This is a genomic window from Psychrosphaera aestuarii, from assembly GCF_017948405.1.
GTDB classification, from domain to species: domain Bacteria; phylum Pseudomonadota; class Gammaproteobacteria; order Enterobacterales; family Alteromonadaceae; genus Psychrosphaera; species Psychrosphaera aestuarii.
This window is the reverse complement of record NZ_CP072844.1, coordinates 2,436,415-2,453,065: the sequence shown is the minus strand read 5'-3', so window position 1 is coordinate 2,453,065 and position 16,651 is coordinate 2,436,415. Positions and strand designations below refer to the sequence as shown.

12 protein-coding genes are annotated in these 16,651 nt (G+C 40.6%); 7 read left to right on the top strand and 5 right to left on the bottom strand.

The annotated features are described in order from the left end of the window. Positions 1-11: 11 nt before the first annotated feature. The 7 genes from infB (at position 12) to J9318_RS11135 (ending at position 9,209) form a co-directional block, all read left to right on the top strand. Positions 12-2,651, top strand: a complete 2,640-nt coding sequence (infB, locus tag J9318_RS11165) for a translation initiation factor IF-2 (RefSeq protein WP_210559998.1) — start codon at positions 12-14, stop codon at positions 2,649-2,651. Between the two features lie 87 nt (positions 2,652-2,738). Next, complete coding sequence (gene rbfA / locus J9318_RS11160) at positions 2,739-3,146, top strand: 30S ribosome-binding factor RbfA (protein ID WP_210559997.1); 408 nt, start codon at positions 2,739-2,741, stop codon at positions 3,144-3,146. Between the two features lie 5 nt (positions 3,147-3,151). After that, a complete protein-coding gene (gene truB, locus J9318_RS11155; protein WP_210559996.1) occupies positions 3,152-4,144 on the top strand; it encodes a tRNA pseudouridine(55) synthase TruB in 993 nt (330 codons plus the stop codon). A gap of 113 nt (positions 4,145-4,257) precedes the next feature. Then, positions 4,258-4,527, top strand: coding sequence for a 30S ribosomal protein S15 (gene rpsO / locus J9318_RS11150; protein WP_210559995.1), 270 nt, complete (start codon positions 4,258-4,260; stop codon positions 4,525-4,527). Positions 4,528-4,745: 218 nt separating this feature from the next. Further along, positions 4,746-6,854: a polyribonucleotide nucleotidyltransferase gene (gene pnp, locus J9318_RS11145; RefSeq protein ID WP_210559994.1), complete on the top strand. Its 2,109-nt coding sequence runs from the start codon at positions 4,746-4,748 to the stop codon at positions 6,852-6,854. Positions 6,855-6,998: 144 nt separating this feature from the next. Continuing rightward, complete coding sequence (nlpI, locus tag J9318_RS11140; protein ID WP_210559993.1) at positions 6,999-7,922, top strand: lipoprotein NlpI; 924 nt, start codon at positions 6,999-7,001, stop codon at positions 7,920-7,922. Between the two features lie 9 nt (positions 7,923-7,931). Continuing rightward, positions 7,932-9,209: a hypothetical protein gene (locus tag J9318_RS11135; protein WP_210559992.1), complete on the top strand. Its 1,278-nt coding sequence runs from the start codon at positions 7,932-7,934 to the stop codon at positions 9,207-9,209. Between the two features lie 54 nt (positions 9,210-9,263). Here J9318_RS11135 and J9318_RS11130 read toward each other — a convergent pair whose 3' ends face one another. The 5 genes from J9318_RS11130 to map form a co-directional block, all read right to left on the bottom strand. Beyond that, on the bottom strand, positions 9,264-11,654 hold the full coding sequence (locus J9318_RS11130) for a S8 family serine peptidase (RefSeq protein WP_210559991.1): 2,391 nt from the start codon (positions 11,652-11,654) through the stop codon (positions 9,264-9,266). 318 nt (positions 11,655-11,972) lie between these two features. Continuing rightward, positions 11,973-12,194, bottom strand: coding sequence for a DUF3820 family protein (locus J9318_RS11125; RefSeq protein WP_210559990.1), 222 nt, complete (start codon positions 12,192-12,194; stop codon positions 11,973-11,975). 99 nt (positions 12,195-12,293) lie between these two features. Further along, a complete protein-coding gene (dapD, locus tag J9318_RS11120) occupies positions 12,294-13,121 on the bottom strand; it encodes a 2,3,4,5-tetrahydropyridine-2,6-dicarboxylate N-succinyltransferase (RefSeq protein WP_210559989.1) in 828 nt (275 codons plus the stop codon). Positions 13,122-13,134: 13 nt separating this feature from the next. Then, positions 13,135-15,750 (bottom strand): [protein-PII] uridylyltransferase, encoded by a 2,616-nt coding sequence (gene glnD, locus J9318_RS11115; RefSeq protein ID WP_244731642.1) that lies wholly within the window; start codon positions 15,748-15,750, stop codon positions 13,135-13,137. Between the two features lie 72 nt (positions 15,751-15,822). After that, positions 15,823-16,614, bottom strand: a complete 792-nt coding sequence (gene map / locus J9318_RS11110) for a type I methionyl aminopeptidase (protein ID WP_210559988.1) — start codon at positions 16,612-16,614, stop codon at positions 15,823-15,825. Positions 16,615-16,651: the final 37 nt, after the last annotated feature.

Sequence of the window (16,651 nt, the reverse complement as noted above, 5' to 3'; positions counted from 1 at the left end):
TATTTAGAAATATGACAGAAGTTAGTTTAGATAAACTAGCCCAAGATGTGGGCACTCCGGTTGAGAAGCTGGTTTCACAATTCGCAGATGCAGGCATTAAAAAGTCTGCTGGCGATATGGTTAATGAAGCTGAGAAAAAGCAATTACTTGACCACTTAAGCAAAGCTCATGGTGGCGAGGGTGCAGAACCTACAAAAATGACTCTGCAACGTAAAACTAAAAGCACATTAAGTGTAAATAGTGGTTCAGGTAAGTCGAAAAATGTACAAGTAGAAGTTCGTAAAAAACGTACATTTGTAAAACGTAGCCCTGAAGAATTAGCAGCAATGGCAGCGGCTGAAGAATCGGCGAAACGCGAAGCTGAAGAAGCTGCGAAACGTGAAGCGGAAGAAAAAGCGAAACGTGAAGCTGAAGCAAAAGCGAAGCGCGAAGCTGAAGCAAAAGCTAAAAAAGAAGCAGATGAGAAGCGTAAAGAAGCAGCTAAAAACGCAAAAGCGAATAAGCCTTCTGAGAAAAAAGCTGAAAAGCCTGAAACAGCTGAAGAGCAAAGAATTCGTTTAGCGCTTGAACAAGAAGCTCTTAAAAAAGCAGAAGAGGAAGCGAATAAGCTTGCTGAAGAAGCTCGCAAACTTGCTGAAGAAAAAGCAAAAGAGTGGGAAGAGCAAGAAGCACAGCGTAAATATAAACTTGAACACGAAAAAGAAGAAGATCTTCACGTTCACAGTTCAGTTTATGCTCAGCTAGCTGAAGATGATCAAGACAAGCAAGAAGAGAAAAAGTCTCGTCGCAAAGCTAAGAAAAAAGGCGATAAAGAAGAAGCTCCTCTGACAGGTCGTCGTAAAAAAGGCAAGCAATCTAAAAATCAACACGGCTTCCAAAAGCCAGCCTCTCCAGTAGAGCAAGTGGTGAAAATTAGTGAGACCATTACCGTTGCAGAATTAGCAAATAAGATGGCCGTTAAAGGTGCTGAAGTTGTTAAAACGATGATGAAAATGGGCGAAATGGTTACAATCAACCAAGTCCTAGACCAAGAAACAGCGAGTTTAGTTGTTGAAGAAATGGGTCATAAGTTTGTACTAACTAAATCTAACGAATTAGAAGAGTCAGTACTAGCAGATCGTGCATCAGGTGAAGGCGATGCAGTATCTCGTGCACCAGTTGTTACGGTAATGGGTCACGTTGACCACGGTAAAACATCATTACTAGACTATATTCGTAAAGCAAACATTGCGGATGGTGAAGCTGGTGGTATTACTCAGCACATCGGTGCTTACCACGTTGACACGTCAAATGGCATGATTACCTTCCTAGATACTCCAGGACACGCTGCGTTTACTTCGATGCGTGCTCGTGGTGCAAAAGCGACGGATATTGTTGTTATTGCGGTTGCAGCCGATGATGGTGTTATGCCTCAGACTAAAGAAGCGGTTCAGCATGCTAAAGCTGCTGGCGTTCCTTTAATCATTGCAGTTAACAAAATTGATAAAGAGTCTGCGGATCCAGATCGTGTTAAAAACGAATTATCTGCACTTGATGTAATCCCAGAAGATTGGGGCGGTGATACTCAGTTTATGCACGTATCTGCAAAAACGGGTGAAGGTATTGAAGCCTTACTTGAAGCAATCAGCCTTCAAGCTGAGCTACTTGAACTTACTGCCGTTGACCACGGTGCAGCACATGGTGTTGTAATCGAGTCTCGTTTAGACAAGGGTCGTGGTCCAGTGGCTACGGTTCTAGTTCAAGAAGGTGAGCTTAAGCGCGGTGATATCGTTCTTTGTGGTTTTGAGTATGGTCGTGTTAAAGCGATGAAAGACGAAAACGGTAAAGAGATTGATAGAGCTGGTCCATCTATTCCAGTAGAAATACTTGGTTTATCGGGTGTACCACAAGCGGGTGATGAAGCAACTGTTGTTCGTGATGAGCGTAAAGCTCGTGAGGTAGCTAACAAGCGTCAGGGTAAATACCGTGAAATTAAGTTGGCTAGACAGCAAAAAGCTAAACTTGAAAACATGTTTGCTAATATGGAAGAAGGTGATGTTTCTGAACTAAATATCGTTCTTAAAACGGACGTTCAAGGTTCACTAGAAGCGATCACTGACTCACTTACTCGTTTGTCGACTGATGAAGTTAAAGTGAACATTGTTGGTAGTGGTGTAGGTGGTCTTACTGAGACTGATGCTTCATTAGCACAAGCTTCAAATGCAATCGTAGTTGGCTTTAACGTTCGTGCTGATGCAACGGCTCGTCGCTTAATGGAACAAGAAGACATTGACTTACGTTATTACAGCGTAATCTACGATCTAATTGATGAAGTTAAACAAGCGATGTCAGGTATGTTAGCTCCAGAATTTAGACAAGAAATTATTGGTCTAGCTGAAGTTCGTGATGTATTTAAATCGCCTAAGATTGGTGCTATCGCAGGTTGTATGGTTACCGAAGGTAATGTTAAACGTAACAACCCTATCCGTGTATTGCGTGACAACGTTGTTATCTATGAAGGTGAGCTAGAATCTCTACGTCGCTTCAAAGATGACGTACAAGATGTTCGTAATGGCATGGAGTGTGGTATCGGCGTTAAGAACTATAATGATGTTAAAGTTGGCGACATGATCGAAGTATTCGAGATTGTTGAAGTACAACGTACTTTATAATCGCCTTTTAACGGCTGACGTATAAAAGGGGCTAACGTGCCCCTTTTTTGTCTTTAACTTTTAGTCCCTAATTAATAGGAGAGAAAAGTGGATAGAAACTTTTCTAGAACAGACCGCGTTGCGCAACAAGTGCAACAAGAAATTGCGATGATTTTACAGCGTGATTTTAAAGACCCACGAATTGGCTGGGTTACCGTATCAGAAGTAGAAGTAACAAAAGACCTTGCTTATGTTTCAGTTTTTGTAACGTTTTTTGGCAAAGAAGAAGAAGAAATTGCTGAGGCGTTAGCGATTTTAAATAAAGCGAATGGCTTTTTCCGCATGGAAATTGGTAAACGTATGCGTTTACGCATCGTTCCTGAAATTAAGTTTATCTACGATAATAGTTTAGTAACCGGGATCAAGATGTCGAACAAGGTTGATGAAGCTATCGAAAAAGATAAGGTTTTACGTAAAGCATCAGGTGAGAACCCTGCGGAAAATCTGGACGATTAATTAGCATGGCGCGTAGAAAAAAAGGCCGTGCGATCAACGGCATTATCCTTGTCGATAAGCCTGAAGGTGGGTCGTCAAATAATCTATTGCAAAAGGTGCGAGCTATTTTTAATGCCCAAAAAGCAGGGCATACAGGAGCGCTTGATCCTTTAGCAACGGGGATGCTCCCCATTTGTTTGGGAGAGGCGACAAAATTTAGTCAATATTTATTGGATTCAGATAAAAGTTATTTTGTGACGGCTAAGTTTGGTGAACGAACAGATACCAGTGACGCTGAAGGTGAAATCGTTGAAGTACGCGATGTTGATATCACAGAAGCACAAATTGTAGAGCTTAAAAAGTCGCTCACCGGAGATATCCAACAAGTTCCAACAATGTTTTCTGCTTTGAAGCATAACGGTCAACCCCTTTATAAGTTAGCTCGTCAAGGCATCACAGTTGAACGAGCGGCGCGACCGATAACAATTTATGAATTTGAGTTGCTTGAATTTCGAGGTGATGAAGCTGATTTTCAAGTTCGTTGTTCGAAGGGCACCTATATCCGAACCCTAGTGGATGACTTAGGGCAGCTGTTAGGTTGCGGTGCACATGTAAAAGTTTTACGTAGAACTCAAGTCGCCAATTATCCAGTTGATAAAATGCTAACACTAGATGAAATTCAGCGTTTAAAAGACGATAACTTTATTGACGGTAATCCAGAAAATGAAGTTGATTACACTGCGCTTGATAGTCATTTATTGCCAATGCAAACCGCTTTAATCGGTATGCCAGAAATAAAGCTAGCACCTAGAGCCTTTGAGACTTTACGATATGGCCAAACAGTGCCTATTGACGCTATTATCGTAGAAGAGAATGACACTTTATTTAAACAATACACGGTGAAAGATGAAAACACTGAGTTTGTTGCCTTTGATTCCGTAACAGGGGAATTTGAAGGGGTTGTTTGTTTTTCTCAAGGACATATTAAAGTTAAGCGTCTGGTAGTAAAAAACGCTTGAGTTTTACTGGTAGTTGCGTAGAATGCGCGACTCTCGTTAATTCGAGATTATCTTGTAGTGGCTGAGTTAGTGATTGGCTGCTACCACATCATATTTTATTTTTGGAGAGACTTATGTCACTAAGCGTTGAAGATAAAGCTAAAATCCTAGCGGATTTTGGTGCAAACGAAAAAGATTCTGGTTCTGTTGAAGTACAAGTTGCATTATTAACTGCAGACATCAACAAGCTACAAGGTCACTTTGCTGCACACAAAAAAGACAACCACTCACGTCGTGGTCTTTTACGCAAAGTTAGCCAACGTCGTAAACTTTTAGATTACTTAAAAGGTCGTAACCTTGAGCGTTACAATGCCCTAATCCAACGTTTAGGCTTACGTCGCTAATAAAATCTGATTTCAGATTAATAAGAAGGAGCATTTTTGCTCCTTTTTTTGTGCCTGTAACTTAATTTTAATAGCAATAGAGTTTGACCTACGTATAATATGCCACGAACTTAAATGAAAAAATCTGATTCAGTCAGCGTGGGTATATGAAATGAAAAATATAGCCAATAAAAAGCGCTAAACGAAAAAAACTGAATCGCTATATAAAGGAAATAAATGTGACTCCAATTATCAAAAAATTTCAATTCGGTCAGCATGAGGTCACTCTTGAAACTGGCGTAATCGCGCGTCAAGCAAGTGCTGCCGTAATGGCAAGTATCGGTGATACTTCAGTATTCGTAAGTGTTGTTGGAAAGAAAGAACCTAAGCCAGGTCAAGACTTCTTCCCTCTAACTGTAAATTATCAAGAAAAAGCCTATGCAGGCGGTAAAATCCCAGGTGGTTTCTTTAAACGTGAAGGTCGTCCTTCTGAAGAAGAAACGTTAATCGCGCGTCTAATTGACCGTCCATTACGTCCACTTTTCCCAGAGTCATTCAAAAATGAAGTACAAGTTGTTTGTACAGTAATGTCGGTAAATCCAGAAATTGCACCTGATATTGTTGCACTTATTGGTGCGTCTGCAGCATTAACTATCTCTGGTATTCCATTTAATGGTCCTATCGGTGCTGCGCGTGTTGGTGTAGTAAACGGCCAGTACGTATTAAACCCTTCTCAAACAGAGCTAGCGACAAGTGACCTTGATCTTGTTGTTGCCGGTACTGACAATGCAGTACTTATGGTTGAATCAGAAGCTGCAGTTTTATCAGAAGAAACTATGCTTGGCGCTGTTGTATATGGCCATGAGCAAATGCAAGCCGCTGTTTCAGCAATAAAAGAATTTGCAGCTGAAGTTGGCAACCCAGCTTGGGAATGGTCTGCACCAGCTGAAAATACAGAACTTAAAAACAAAGTTAAAGCACTTGCAGAAGAAGGCATCACAGCTGCTTATGCAATTGCTGACAAAATGGACCGTTATGCGGCCGTTGGTGAAGTTAAAGCAGCAACAATCGCTAAGTTAGCGGAAGAAGCTGGCGAAGAAGACTTCAACGAAAAAGAAGTATCTGAACTAGTTCATGACTTAGAAAAAGATGTTGTTCGTTCTCGTATATTAGCGGGCGAAAAACGTATTGATGGTCGTGAACCAGATATGATTCGTGCACTAGACGTTAAGACAGGTATTTTACCTCGTACGCACGGTTCTTCTTTGTTTACTCGTGGTGAAACGCAAGCGATTGTTACTTGTACTTTAGGTACAGAGCGCGATTCTCAAATCATCGATTCGCTACTAGGTGAACGTCGTGACCCGTTCATGCTTCACTATAACTTCCCTCCATACTGTGTAGGTGAGACTGGCATGATCGGTTCGCCAAAGCGTCGTGAGATTGGTCACGGTCGTCTAGCGAAGCGTGGTGTTGCTGCCGTTATGCCTTCACAAGCTGAATTCCCATACACAGTGCGTCTAGTTTCTGAAATTACAGAGTCTAATGGTTCATCTTCAATGGCTTCTGTTTGTGGTTCATCTCTAGCACTAATGGACGCGGGTGTTCCAATCAAAGCTTCTGTAGCTGGTATCGCGATGGGTCTAGTTAAAGATGATAACAACTTTGTTGTATTATCGGATATCTTAGGTGACGAAGATCACTTAGGCGACATGGACTTTAAAGTTGCTGGTACTGCAGAAGGTATTACTGCACTTCAAATGGATATCAAAATTGAAGGTATCACTAAAGAGATCATGGACAAAGCTTTAGTACAAGCTAAAGCAGCTCGTTTACATATCCTAACGGTAATGGACGAAGCAATCGGTGGTCACCGTGAAGAAATGTCTGAGTTTGCTCCACGTATCTACACAGTTAAGATCCCTCAAAAGAAAATTGCTGACGTAATCGGTAAAGGCGGCGCAACAATCCGTGCTCTTACTGAAGAAACGGGTACAACAATTGAAATTGAAGATGACGGTACAGTTAAAATTGCTGCAACTGACGGTGCAAGTGCACAAGCTTGTATTGAGCGCGTTAAGCAATTAACAACTGACTTAGAAGTTGGCAGAACTTACAACGGTAAAGTTGCTCGTATCGTAGACTTTGGTGCGTTTGTAAACGTACTACCTGGTAAAGACGGCTTAGTTCATATTTCTCAAATCTCACAAGAGCGTGTTGAGAATGTATCTGACGTTTTATCTGAAGGCCAAGAAGTTGTTGTTAAAGTTCTTGAGATCGACCGCCAAGGTCGTGTTCGTTTGAGCATGAAAGAAGCGGTAGCGGAACAAGCACCAGCAGCAGAGTAATTATCTGACTAAAATTATCAGCAAAACATTGTTTTTGTTGTTAAAGAATAAAATAAAGAGAGCCTAGGCTCTCTTTTTTGTTGCTAGGCTTATGCTACGTTTACTTTTATGTTATTAATGATGACTTAATTTATAGGAGTTATTATGAAACAAGCTGGTTTGTCTTTAGTGTTGCTATCAATATTGTTAACTGGTTGTGCGTCAACAGAAAAAATAGCAAACAATAGTGAGCCACATGTTGTCAATAATGTATTGATTTCAGAGCCTTTAAACGTTGATTATAAGAGTGAGTTGGCAATTGCTAAACTTACTCAAATTATTAATCACGCTAAACTTGAAAAAGAAAAGTTAGCGCAGCTACTCTACGACCGAGGCGTAATGTATGACAGTTTAGGTTTGCGCTCTCTGGCTCAGTTAGACTTTAGACGTGCATTGGAGCACAAACCAGACTTTGCCGATGCATACAATTTTATCGGTATTCACTTAACTTTAATGGGTCAATACGCACAAGCATTTGAAGCTTTTGACTCTGCATTAGAAATTGACCCTAATCATCAATATGTAAATTTAAATCGCGGCATTGCACTTCATTATTACGGACGTAATAAGTTGGCAATGGAAGATTTAGAACAGTTTTACGTTAAAAAACCTGAAGATCCTTATCGAGCTATTTGGTTGTATTTTAGCGAAGCATCTGAAGATTTAAACGGTGCTAAATTACGCTTAATTTACAACGCAAGTCAGCTGAATCCAAATCAATGGTCCTATCAAATTGTTGACTTACTGCTGGGCAATATATCAGAGCAAACCTTTATTGATAACATGGGTAAAAATCTAAACAGTTCGCGAGAATTAACAGAGCGTTTGTGTGAAGGGTATTTTTACTTGGCTAAATTTAAACTGCTTGTTGGTGAAGAAGAGTCTGCTAAAAATTACTTTCGTTTAGCATTAACTACGGGCGTACATGAGTTTGTTGAACACAAATATTCAAAACTTGAGTTATCAAAATTATATGAGTTAGCGCGACAGCGTTTTAATAACAGAGAAAGTCTTAAAACCCTGGATTAGTTAGGTTTCATGTCCAGAAAATATTTAACTGCATGTAAAGTAGTTTCACTTTTTACCATAAGCTTACTGGTGGCTGACAGTATTCTTCTATCAGCTAGTCAAGTTCATTATCACTTCAATAAAACATCAAGTTATGTATATGCCGCAGCTAGCTCTGGAGAAGGGCTAGCCGCATATCAACTTTACCAGACGAAGCAAAATATTTATTGGCTCGAAGAGGCGGCAATGGCTGGCCACATCGACGCTATTTGGGAACTACATGTTAAGAAAGCGCAGCAAGATGTCGAGTATAATAATATTTGGTTAGAGGTTGCATTAAAAAGCGGTCACCCCATAGCGACATTGAACCGCATAGAACAACTTGTAACGTTAAAAGAGTGGCAAAGCGCATCGCTTTTATTCGCTGAGTTAGAAAAAGAACGACTTGCAGAGCAAGATTTTAGTGCGGTTGCGTTATTTGAGCACTTAAAAGACGCAGTACTCCTTTTAAAAAGTAATAGTCCGGACTCTAAAACAAAGAGACAAACGAAACGTAACGTGGCTAACTTAAATCAAAGTATTAATTACTCTACGTACGATAGAGCGTGGCGGGAGTTTGATGTTGCGTCGAGCTGTGAACTCAAAGTCTTGGTATATTCATCATCACTAAGACTAGCGAAACACAGCGGTCAATTAATTGAACAGTTTTTTTCTTTGTTGCCCAACTCCCAACAAGCAATTTGTTTCTCACCAATTACCGTGGATTATCGCTTAAATAGAATTTGTGATGAAAATAATCACGGACTACTTACGTGTGATAAGAAAAGTTTGGGAAACATTCTGCAAGAAGCCTTGCCTATTTCAATAGAAGATAAAAAGCTTCGTTTGTTAGTAGTAGGGGAAACTGGTCGAGCTAATAGCGTTGGACCGTTGATTTACCTAGACTATCGGGATACTGCTCAAGTTCTACTTCATGAAGTTGGCCATTGGTTAAATCTATATGATGAATATAAAATAGCCCGCTCGCATCAACAAATATTTTGCAACGAATCGTCTCCCACTGAATTGGGGTTTAATCTTGTTATCGCGCCAAGGAGCTACGCTAAAAGTACGTTGGAGCAACAGTTTAGTCACCCACTATGGCCAGTTGATACATGTGAGGGGACGAATAACAACGCGTTTAAAAAGCAACCATCTTTGTCACCTATGGAATACTTTGACGTGGCTTTGCCAAGAGAATACTTACCTTATTTTGAGACGCCAGTCTTAAACCCAAATCATACTAGCCTTGATATATTTTTTAGATAAAAAAAAGCCCGCGAACGGGCTTTAGAACTAACGATTGGGAACATCGTGTTTAAACTAAGGCTGATATGAAACATCCATATTCAAGCCTGAGAATGAGCTGTAAGCGCGAACGCCTATGTGCCATGTGCCGGCGGTTGGGTTGTTTACCGAACAGTTTTCGGTATTACCTGACTTATACGGACGACAATCGTACGCAGATGTTGTCGGTTGAGCACCAAAGCGAATATATAAATCGGCATCACCAGAACCGCCGTATGTGTTTACGTCAAACGAAGACATACCGGCTGGAACGTCAACTGTGTAATACTTCCAGTTGTTACGTGTTGCAGAGATATTATTGACAGTCGTGTCGTAACCTTGACCACCACCTGTTGAACCAGCTGTATAGCTACCTGTTAAGCTCACACCACTAAATGCAGAGTAACCAATAACTTTAACGTGATAAGTACCTGCTTGCGCGTTAGTGATAGGACAGCTCTCTACGTTACCACCTTTATATGGGCGACAGTCGTAGCTTGATGTCGTTGGTTTAGAACCAAACTTAACGTAAAGATCGGCATCACCCGTTCCACCAGTCATATCAAAGCTTAAGCCAGTTGCACCCGCTGGAACTTCAAGTGTGAACTCGAGTTCTTGATTTGCAGAGCCTGATAAACCAGTTTTTGCTTGTCCATTAGTTAGTGCGTTGCCGCCTGTTGGAGGAGGTGTTGTTCCGCCACCACAGTTTGCTGCAAGATAATCAGAAGCAGCTTTAACCTGTACTAAACCAAAACCGGTTTTATTATCACGCCCAGCTGTTTCTAAGTCGATAGCCGTCGCTTTAAGGGCTGTACGAACTTCAGATGCAGTACATGAGATGTTGTTAGACCAAGCTAATGCAGCCGCAGCAGCAACATGTGGCGTTGCCATCGAAGTGCCGTTGTAATACGCATAATCTTGGTTCGCTACAACACTTAATGATGCAGACTGACCAATTCTAGACGCAAGCTCTAAACCTAACGCTCGGTTCACAGATACGGTAGGCACATCCACAGCGCCAGTCGCGTCAACTAAGAATGGGTTTTGTAGACCTGGACGAGCGCTGTTACTGTATACAATAACACCTGACGCACCGGCGTCAGCACAAGCTTTAGCAGGATTGATTTCAGGATAGTTACTACCTTTTTGATTGTCGTTACGAGGTGCGATACAAATATTGCCAGCGACGTTTGAACAATTATAAGACGAGCCTGACCAAGTACATTGTGAAAGTACACCAGATGCTGAGCCATTCACATCTTGCACAACATAGCTACCACCACTTTGAACAAAACGTGTTTGTGGTGCCGCACGGTCATTTGCCCATGTAGTGCCACCAACAGTGATAGAGCCTAAACGACCATCACCGGCAACCGTAGATAATATAGCTTCACCTGGACCGGCGATTTCAACTTGTGGTGTAAACTGAGAAAACTCAGCATGCTTACCAGTTTCATCAACGGCACCAACTGCCATTACCGTGTCGTAGGATGCAGGGTAAGAAAGGCTTGAATCACCATCGTTACCAGAAGCTGCAATTAGTAACACACCTTGGGCCGTAGCTGCTTCTAAACCATTACGTTCAGAAGTGCTTTGTGAAGGACCACCCAAACTCATGTTTACAACTTTGGCACCATTGTTAACACAAGTATTAACTGCTGTTACTAAGTCAGAGCTATAACCCCAACCTGCTTCGTTAAATACTTTAACAATATGAAGGTTTACATTGGTATTTGGCATAACTCCAACAACGCCTTCGTTGTTGTTTACTGCTGCAATAGTACCGGCAACGTGTGTGCCATGTGAACCGCCAGCTTGGTACCAATTACCTGTACCTGGATCATTTGTACCAGTTGCATTATTTGATGCTAAATCAGGATTGTTAGCTTGATAACCAGAATCAATGATACAAACCGTCATGTTACCAGCGTTTGCATCTGATACTTGATCGGCTTGAATGTTAGGAACGCCCCAAGGAACGTTTTCAGCCATTAAGAAACGAACAGGGTCCATCTCGGCCATTTTAATATTTTTATCTTGGCGAACTAAATCAAGGAATGCTTTTCGCTCTTTACTGCCAATTTTTTGTGCTAATTTAAAAATGTGCTTTTTGTTTTTAAGCTTACCTTTATGCTTAACACCACTTTTTTTAAGCATCTTACGTAAACGCTTAGCTAGTTTTTTAGCTTCTTTTTTTGTGTCTACGTTGTCTAAATATTCGATAATGAATTGATCTGTTTGATCTTCAATAATTAATTCACGTTGTTTAGCTTTCCACTCTGCAAAATCAGCCTGAGTACCAACGTATTCTTTCTTTTCTACTTCTTGCAGGTTAGCAGCGTTTGCTGCACCCATAGACAGGGTTGCTGCCGTTGCCAATGCCACTAAAGTCATGGTTGGCGCTTGTTTTTTATTATAGTTTGTCATCTATCTTCTCTTTTCATGTTCTGTGTCGCTTTGCGCTTCACAAGATTGTTAGATGCATTCCTTTGTCCTGAGACCACATTTACACTCTCTTCAATGGAGTGCTTGCTAAAAATGTAGACTCAGACACTAGCTTGTTTTTTACAAAAATTGTAGAAAATTTTTCCTAAAGATTAGGTTAATTACACAAAATTGCGGGTTAAGGTGTGTTTGGAGGGAATAATATTCTATCGCGCAGGCGTTGAAGATAAAGACATGAGGGGTATATAAACGCGATTATTACAAATAAATAAAACTAATAAAAAAAAGTATTACAAAATGTTAATAGGGAGTTTTTAGTCTCGTCAACATACCCTCTAATCCATTCAGTTTTATTTCATACATGAGCGCTAGCTGTTGACCTAATTGATTGTTTGGAAAGCCTTGCTTATGAAACCAAACTAAATAAGGTTCTGGTAAATCGATAAGTTTACGACCGGCGTACTTGCCAAATGGCATTAGCGTGTTGATTGCTTTGGTAAGAAACTCTGGATTATCGAGCATATAGTTAATGTTCTTTTGTTTAAACCACTTCTTAGGTATTGATAGGCTTTGTCTATTTGATACACATAAAGGCGACCGAAGTCGCCAATAGTCGTTACATTACTCGTCAATGCCACGAAGTAAAGCATTAACACCTACTTTAGCACGGGTTTGAGCATCTACTTTCTTAACTATGATAGCTGCGTATAATGTGTGTGAGCCATCTTTTGAAGGTAAAGAGCCTGGAACGACTACCGCACCAGCTGGAACTCGACCATAGGTAATCTCACCTGTCTCGCGATCATAAATACGTGTTGACTGGCTAATATAAACGCCCATTGAAAGCACGGCGCCTTCTTCAACAATTACACCTTCTACAACTTCAGAACGCGCACCAATAAAACAATTATCTTCAATGATTGTTGGGTTTGCTTGTAATGGCTCTAAAACACCACCAATACCAACACCGCCAGACAAGTGTACGTTTTTACCGATTTGTGCACATGAGCCCACTGTCGCCCAAGTATCCACCATAGTGCCTTCATCAACAAAAGCACCAATATTTGTATAAGAAGGCATAAGGACAACATTTTTACCAATAAACGCACCTTTTCTTACCGCCGCAGGAGGCACAACTCGCATACCTTGAGCCTTGAAGTCATCCGCAGTGTAATTGGCAAATTTGCTGTCTACTTTATCCCAGTATTTAGTTTCAGCGCCGTCCATCAACTCATTGTCTTTTATTCTAAAAGATAATAAAACTGCCTTTTTAAGCCACTGATGAACGACCCATTCGCCAGCGATTTTTTCAGCGACACGGGCTTCACCACGATCTAGCATAAGCAGTGTTTCTTCAACAGCTGTCTTTATTTCTTGGCTGACCGTGCTTGGGGTGATTTGGTCACGTTGTTCAAACGCATTCTCAATAATATTTTGTAGCTGGCTCATATTCTTCCTTTGTTCAGTCGTTAATTTCAGCTTGTAATGCTTCTACTAAATCTTGTTTTTGTTGTTCGTTCAGTCTTTCTCTTGTCGCCGTGGATATTTTAAAAATATCCTCTGCTTTTTCGCCATTTGTAGAAATTTTTGCTGAATACAAGAGTATGTTCATTTCACTAAATACTTTGGCTATTTTAGCGAGCAATCCTGGAGTGTCTAGCGCTGTAAACTCCATCATGTCTCGTTTGTTGCTTTTTGCATCCATAAACCGAACGCGCAGTGGCATTGAAAACTGCTTTATTTGCCTAGGGACACGTTTTTGTGCTCGTATTATCGAGATTTCGCCTGTAAGTACTTTTGCAATTGTCTCTTTTATGTCATTGCGACGACTAGCAGAATCGATGACAGTATTATCATGATCTAAAACGATAAATGTATCGATTAAATAGCCATCTTTGGTATTCATAATATGGGCGTCAACAACGTTTACGTTTTTGTTATGGAAAACGGACACTATATTCGCAAAAAGGCCGGCTTGATCTTTTGCATAAACAAACACCTGAGTGCCACCTCTAACAGACTGCTCACTGATCCATACTAATGGTTGCTTAGTTCTATTTTTATGAGCCAATAGATGCTTAGTGTGCCAAGCCAGTTGTTGTGGACTATGTCGAGTGAAATATACTGTCCTAAATTGTTTCCATATTTGTACCGCTCTTTCTAAGTCTAAATTTTCTTTCGATAATAACGCTAAGGCCTGTTCTTTATGCGATGCTGCTGTTTCCCTCATGCCTTTCGCATTCTCTAAGCCTTGTCTAAGAGCACGTCGCGTAGCTAGGTAGAGATCAGAAAGTAGCGTGTTTTTCCACTCGTTCCATAAATTGGTATTTGTAGCTCTAACGTCGGCAACCGTGAGGCAGTATAGGTTGTCTAATCGAGTTTCATCTTTAATTTTTTTTGCAAATTCTGCAATCACATCAGGATCGTAAATATCATTCTTTTGCGCCGTAATAGACATTAGTAAGTGATTCTCCACTAACCAGCTAACGAGCTTTTTATCTGACTTTGGAAGACCATGTAAAGTTCCAAAGTTAATGGCGTCAATGGCGCCTAACTTAGAGTGATCACCGCCTCGGCCTTTACCAATATCGTGAAAAATACCAGCGAGTGTTAATAATTCAGGCTTGTCTAATCGTTTATAGATCTCACTACATAATGGGAATTCATCTTTATACTTAACGAGAGAATATCGATGAATATTTTTCAATAATCTATGAGTATGTTCATCAACTGTATATGCGTGGAAAAGGTCAAACTGCATTTGGCCTACAATGTGACGCCAATTCGGCATGTAATAAGCTAGAACGCCATGTTTGACCATTAGCGTAAAGGCATGACCTAGCGCATTTGGATGACGCAAAAAGGTCATAAACATAGAACGACATTTTTCTAGGTCATGTAAATCACCCATGAGACGACGACGGACTCTACGCAGTAAACGAATGGTGTCTGAATGGAGTGTTTTAATTTGCGGGTTATCGGCAATATGAATAAACATTTTTATTATATTGGCACGATAGAAAAACGCGTCGTTGTGCCTTACAAGCAAAGAGCGACCATGAGTTGCAAAGTCCTCATCAATGTTGATCGTTTCTTCTTTAGTGCCCAGTATTGCCGAGTTAAAGCGTTGCAATAACATAGTATTTAGTTCGATAACTCGACGAGCTACTCGAAAAAAACGTTTCATCATACGCTCTACAGCTGTTTTACCGTCGTTACCAAATCCCATGGTTTCAGCGACTAAAGGCTGATAGTCAAATAATAATCTGTTTTCATTTCGCTTAGCCACCATATGCAACGCAAATCGCATTTGCCAGAGAAAGTCCTGGCACTCTAGCATTTCTTCATATTCATCTTGGAGTAAATATTGTTCTTTAACTAAATCTGTAATGTGCTGAGTATTAAAATGTTTTTTGGCAACCCAAGAAATAGTTTGTAAGTCTCGTAGACAACCTGGATTGGCTTTTAAATTTGGCTCAAGGTTGTAGGATGTTGAAAAATAACGTTTATGCCTTCTTTCTTGTTCTTCACGTTTAGCTAAATAAAACTCTTTACTCGTCATAAAGTTTGATTCAGTCAAATTAGATTCGAGCAAATCAAAGTTTATTTTGTTGCCACATAATAAGCGGCGTTCCATCAAATTTGTGGCAATGGTAATGTCTTCAGCTGCAATGTTAATGGACTCAGTAATAGTTCTTACCGAATGGCCAACGTCAAACTTAAAATCCCAAAGTAACGTAAGGAATTGGGAGATTTTTTCACTGGTGGAGGAATTGATTTCTTTGTTTGTAAGTACTAACAAATCGATGTCTGACTCTGGGTGTAATTCACCTCGCCCATAGCCACCAACTGCTAGAAGAGTTGCATCCGCTTCTTCATTGAGACCACAATGTTGCCAGATGTTTAATAACATGAAATCGACAAAGGTAGCCCTTGCTTGCACTAATTTTCTCACAGAAATTAGATTAAAATGCTCCTCGCTCCAAAGTGAAAACTCCGTTAAACGTTGGCGATAAGTTGTCATGTCGAAAGGCAGAGGTAGTGGGGCAAGCAAATGATTAGGGATCTTTGATTTCACGGTTTTATTGGCCTTAGCTTTTCAAAATTATATCTGGCAATAAAAAAGGAGCGACACGCGCTCCCATCTTAATTAGTGTTCTATCACTCTTGGAAAGTCTTCATCATTACGAAGCGTCAATACTTCAACACCGTTTGCGGTAACTAGTAGAGTGTGTTCCCACTGTGCTGAAAGTTTTCTGTCTTTAGTTACGGCTGTCCATTGATCAGGCAGTATTTTCAGTTTGTGAGTACCAACGTTTATCATCGGCTCAATAGTAAAACACATACCTTCTTTTAGCTCTTCGCCTGTACCGGGACGGCCATAGTGAACAATTTGTGGCTCTTCGTGAAAGCCTTCACCAATGCCGTGTCCACAAAAATCACGAACGACTGAATAAGAATGACCTTCTGCGTGCTTTTGGATTACAGAACCGATGTCACCTAAACGACAACCAGGTTTAACTAACTCGATCGCTTTGTACAAACATTCTTGTGTAACTTTCGCCAAGCGTTCCGCCATGATTGTTGGTTTGCCAACAAAAAACATTTTAGAAGTGTCACCATGAAAACCATCTTTAATCACGGTAACGTCGATGTTAACACAATCGCCATCTTTAAGAGGCTTGTCATCAGGAATACCGTGACAAATTACGTGATTAACAGAGGTACAAACTGACTTCGGAAATGGTGGTTGTCCATAATTCAAAGGCGCAGGAATACAACCTTGAACATCAACAATATAGTTGTGACAAAGTGTATTTAGCTCGTTGGTTGTTACGCCAGGTTTAACGTGAGCTTCAATCATTTCTAGAACTTCAGCCGCTAAGCGTCCAGCAACTCGCATTTTTGCTATTTGTTCCGGTGTTTTTATTACCGCGCCCATATTACCCTCACAAGAAGTTATTAATCACAAAACCAAT

What these genes read in the sequence shown, in the direction of transcription:
- infB (WP_210559998.1), top strand. Translation starts at nt 12, where the DNA reads ATGACAGAAGTTAGTTTAGATAAACTAGCCCAAGATGTGGGCACTCCG.
- truB (WP_210559996.1), top strand. Translation starts at nt 3,152, where the DNA reads ATGGCGCGTAGAAAAAAAGGCCGTGCGATCAACGGCATTATCCTTGTC.
- rpsO (WP_210559995.1), top strand. Translation starts at nt 4,258, where the DNA reads ATGTCACTAAGCGTTGAAGATAAAGCTAAAATCCTAGCGGATTTTGGT.
- nlpI (WP_210559993.1), top strand. Translation starts at nt 6,999, where the DNA reads ATGAAACAAGCTGGTTTGTCTTTAGTGTTGCTATCAATATTGTTAACT.
- J9318_RS11135 (WP_210559992.1), top strand. Translation starts at nt 7,932, where the DNA reads ATGTCCAGAAAATATTTAACTGCATGTAAAGTAGTTTCACTTTTTACC.
- J9318_RS11130 (WP_210559991.1), bottom strand. Translation starts at nt 11,654, where the DNA reads ATGACAAACTATAATAAAAAACAAGCGCCAACCATGACTTTAGTGGCA.
- J9318_RS11125 (WP_210559990.1), bottom strand. Translation starts at nt 12,194, where the DNA reads ATGCTCGATAATCCAGAGTTTCTTACCAAAGCAATCAACACGCTAATG.
- dapD (WP_210559989.1), bottom strand. Translation starts at nt 13,121, where the DNA reads ATGAGCCAGCTACAAAATATTATTGAGAATGCGTTTGAACAACGTGAC.
- map (WP_210559988.1), bottom strand. Translation starts at nt 16,614, where the DNA reads ATGGGCGCGGTAATAAAAACACCGGAACAAATAGCAAAAATGCGAGTT.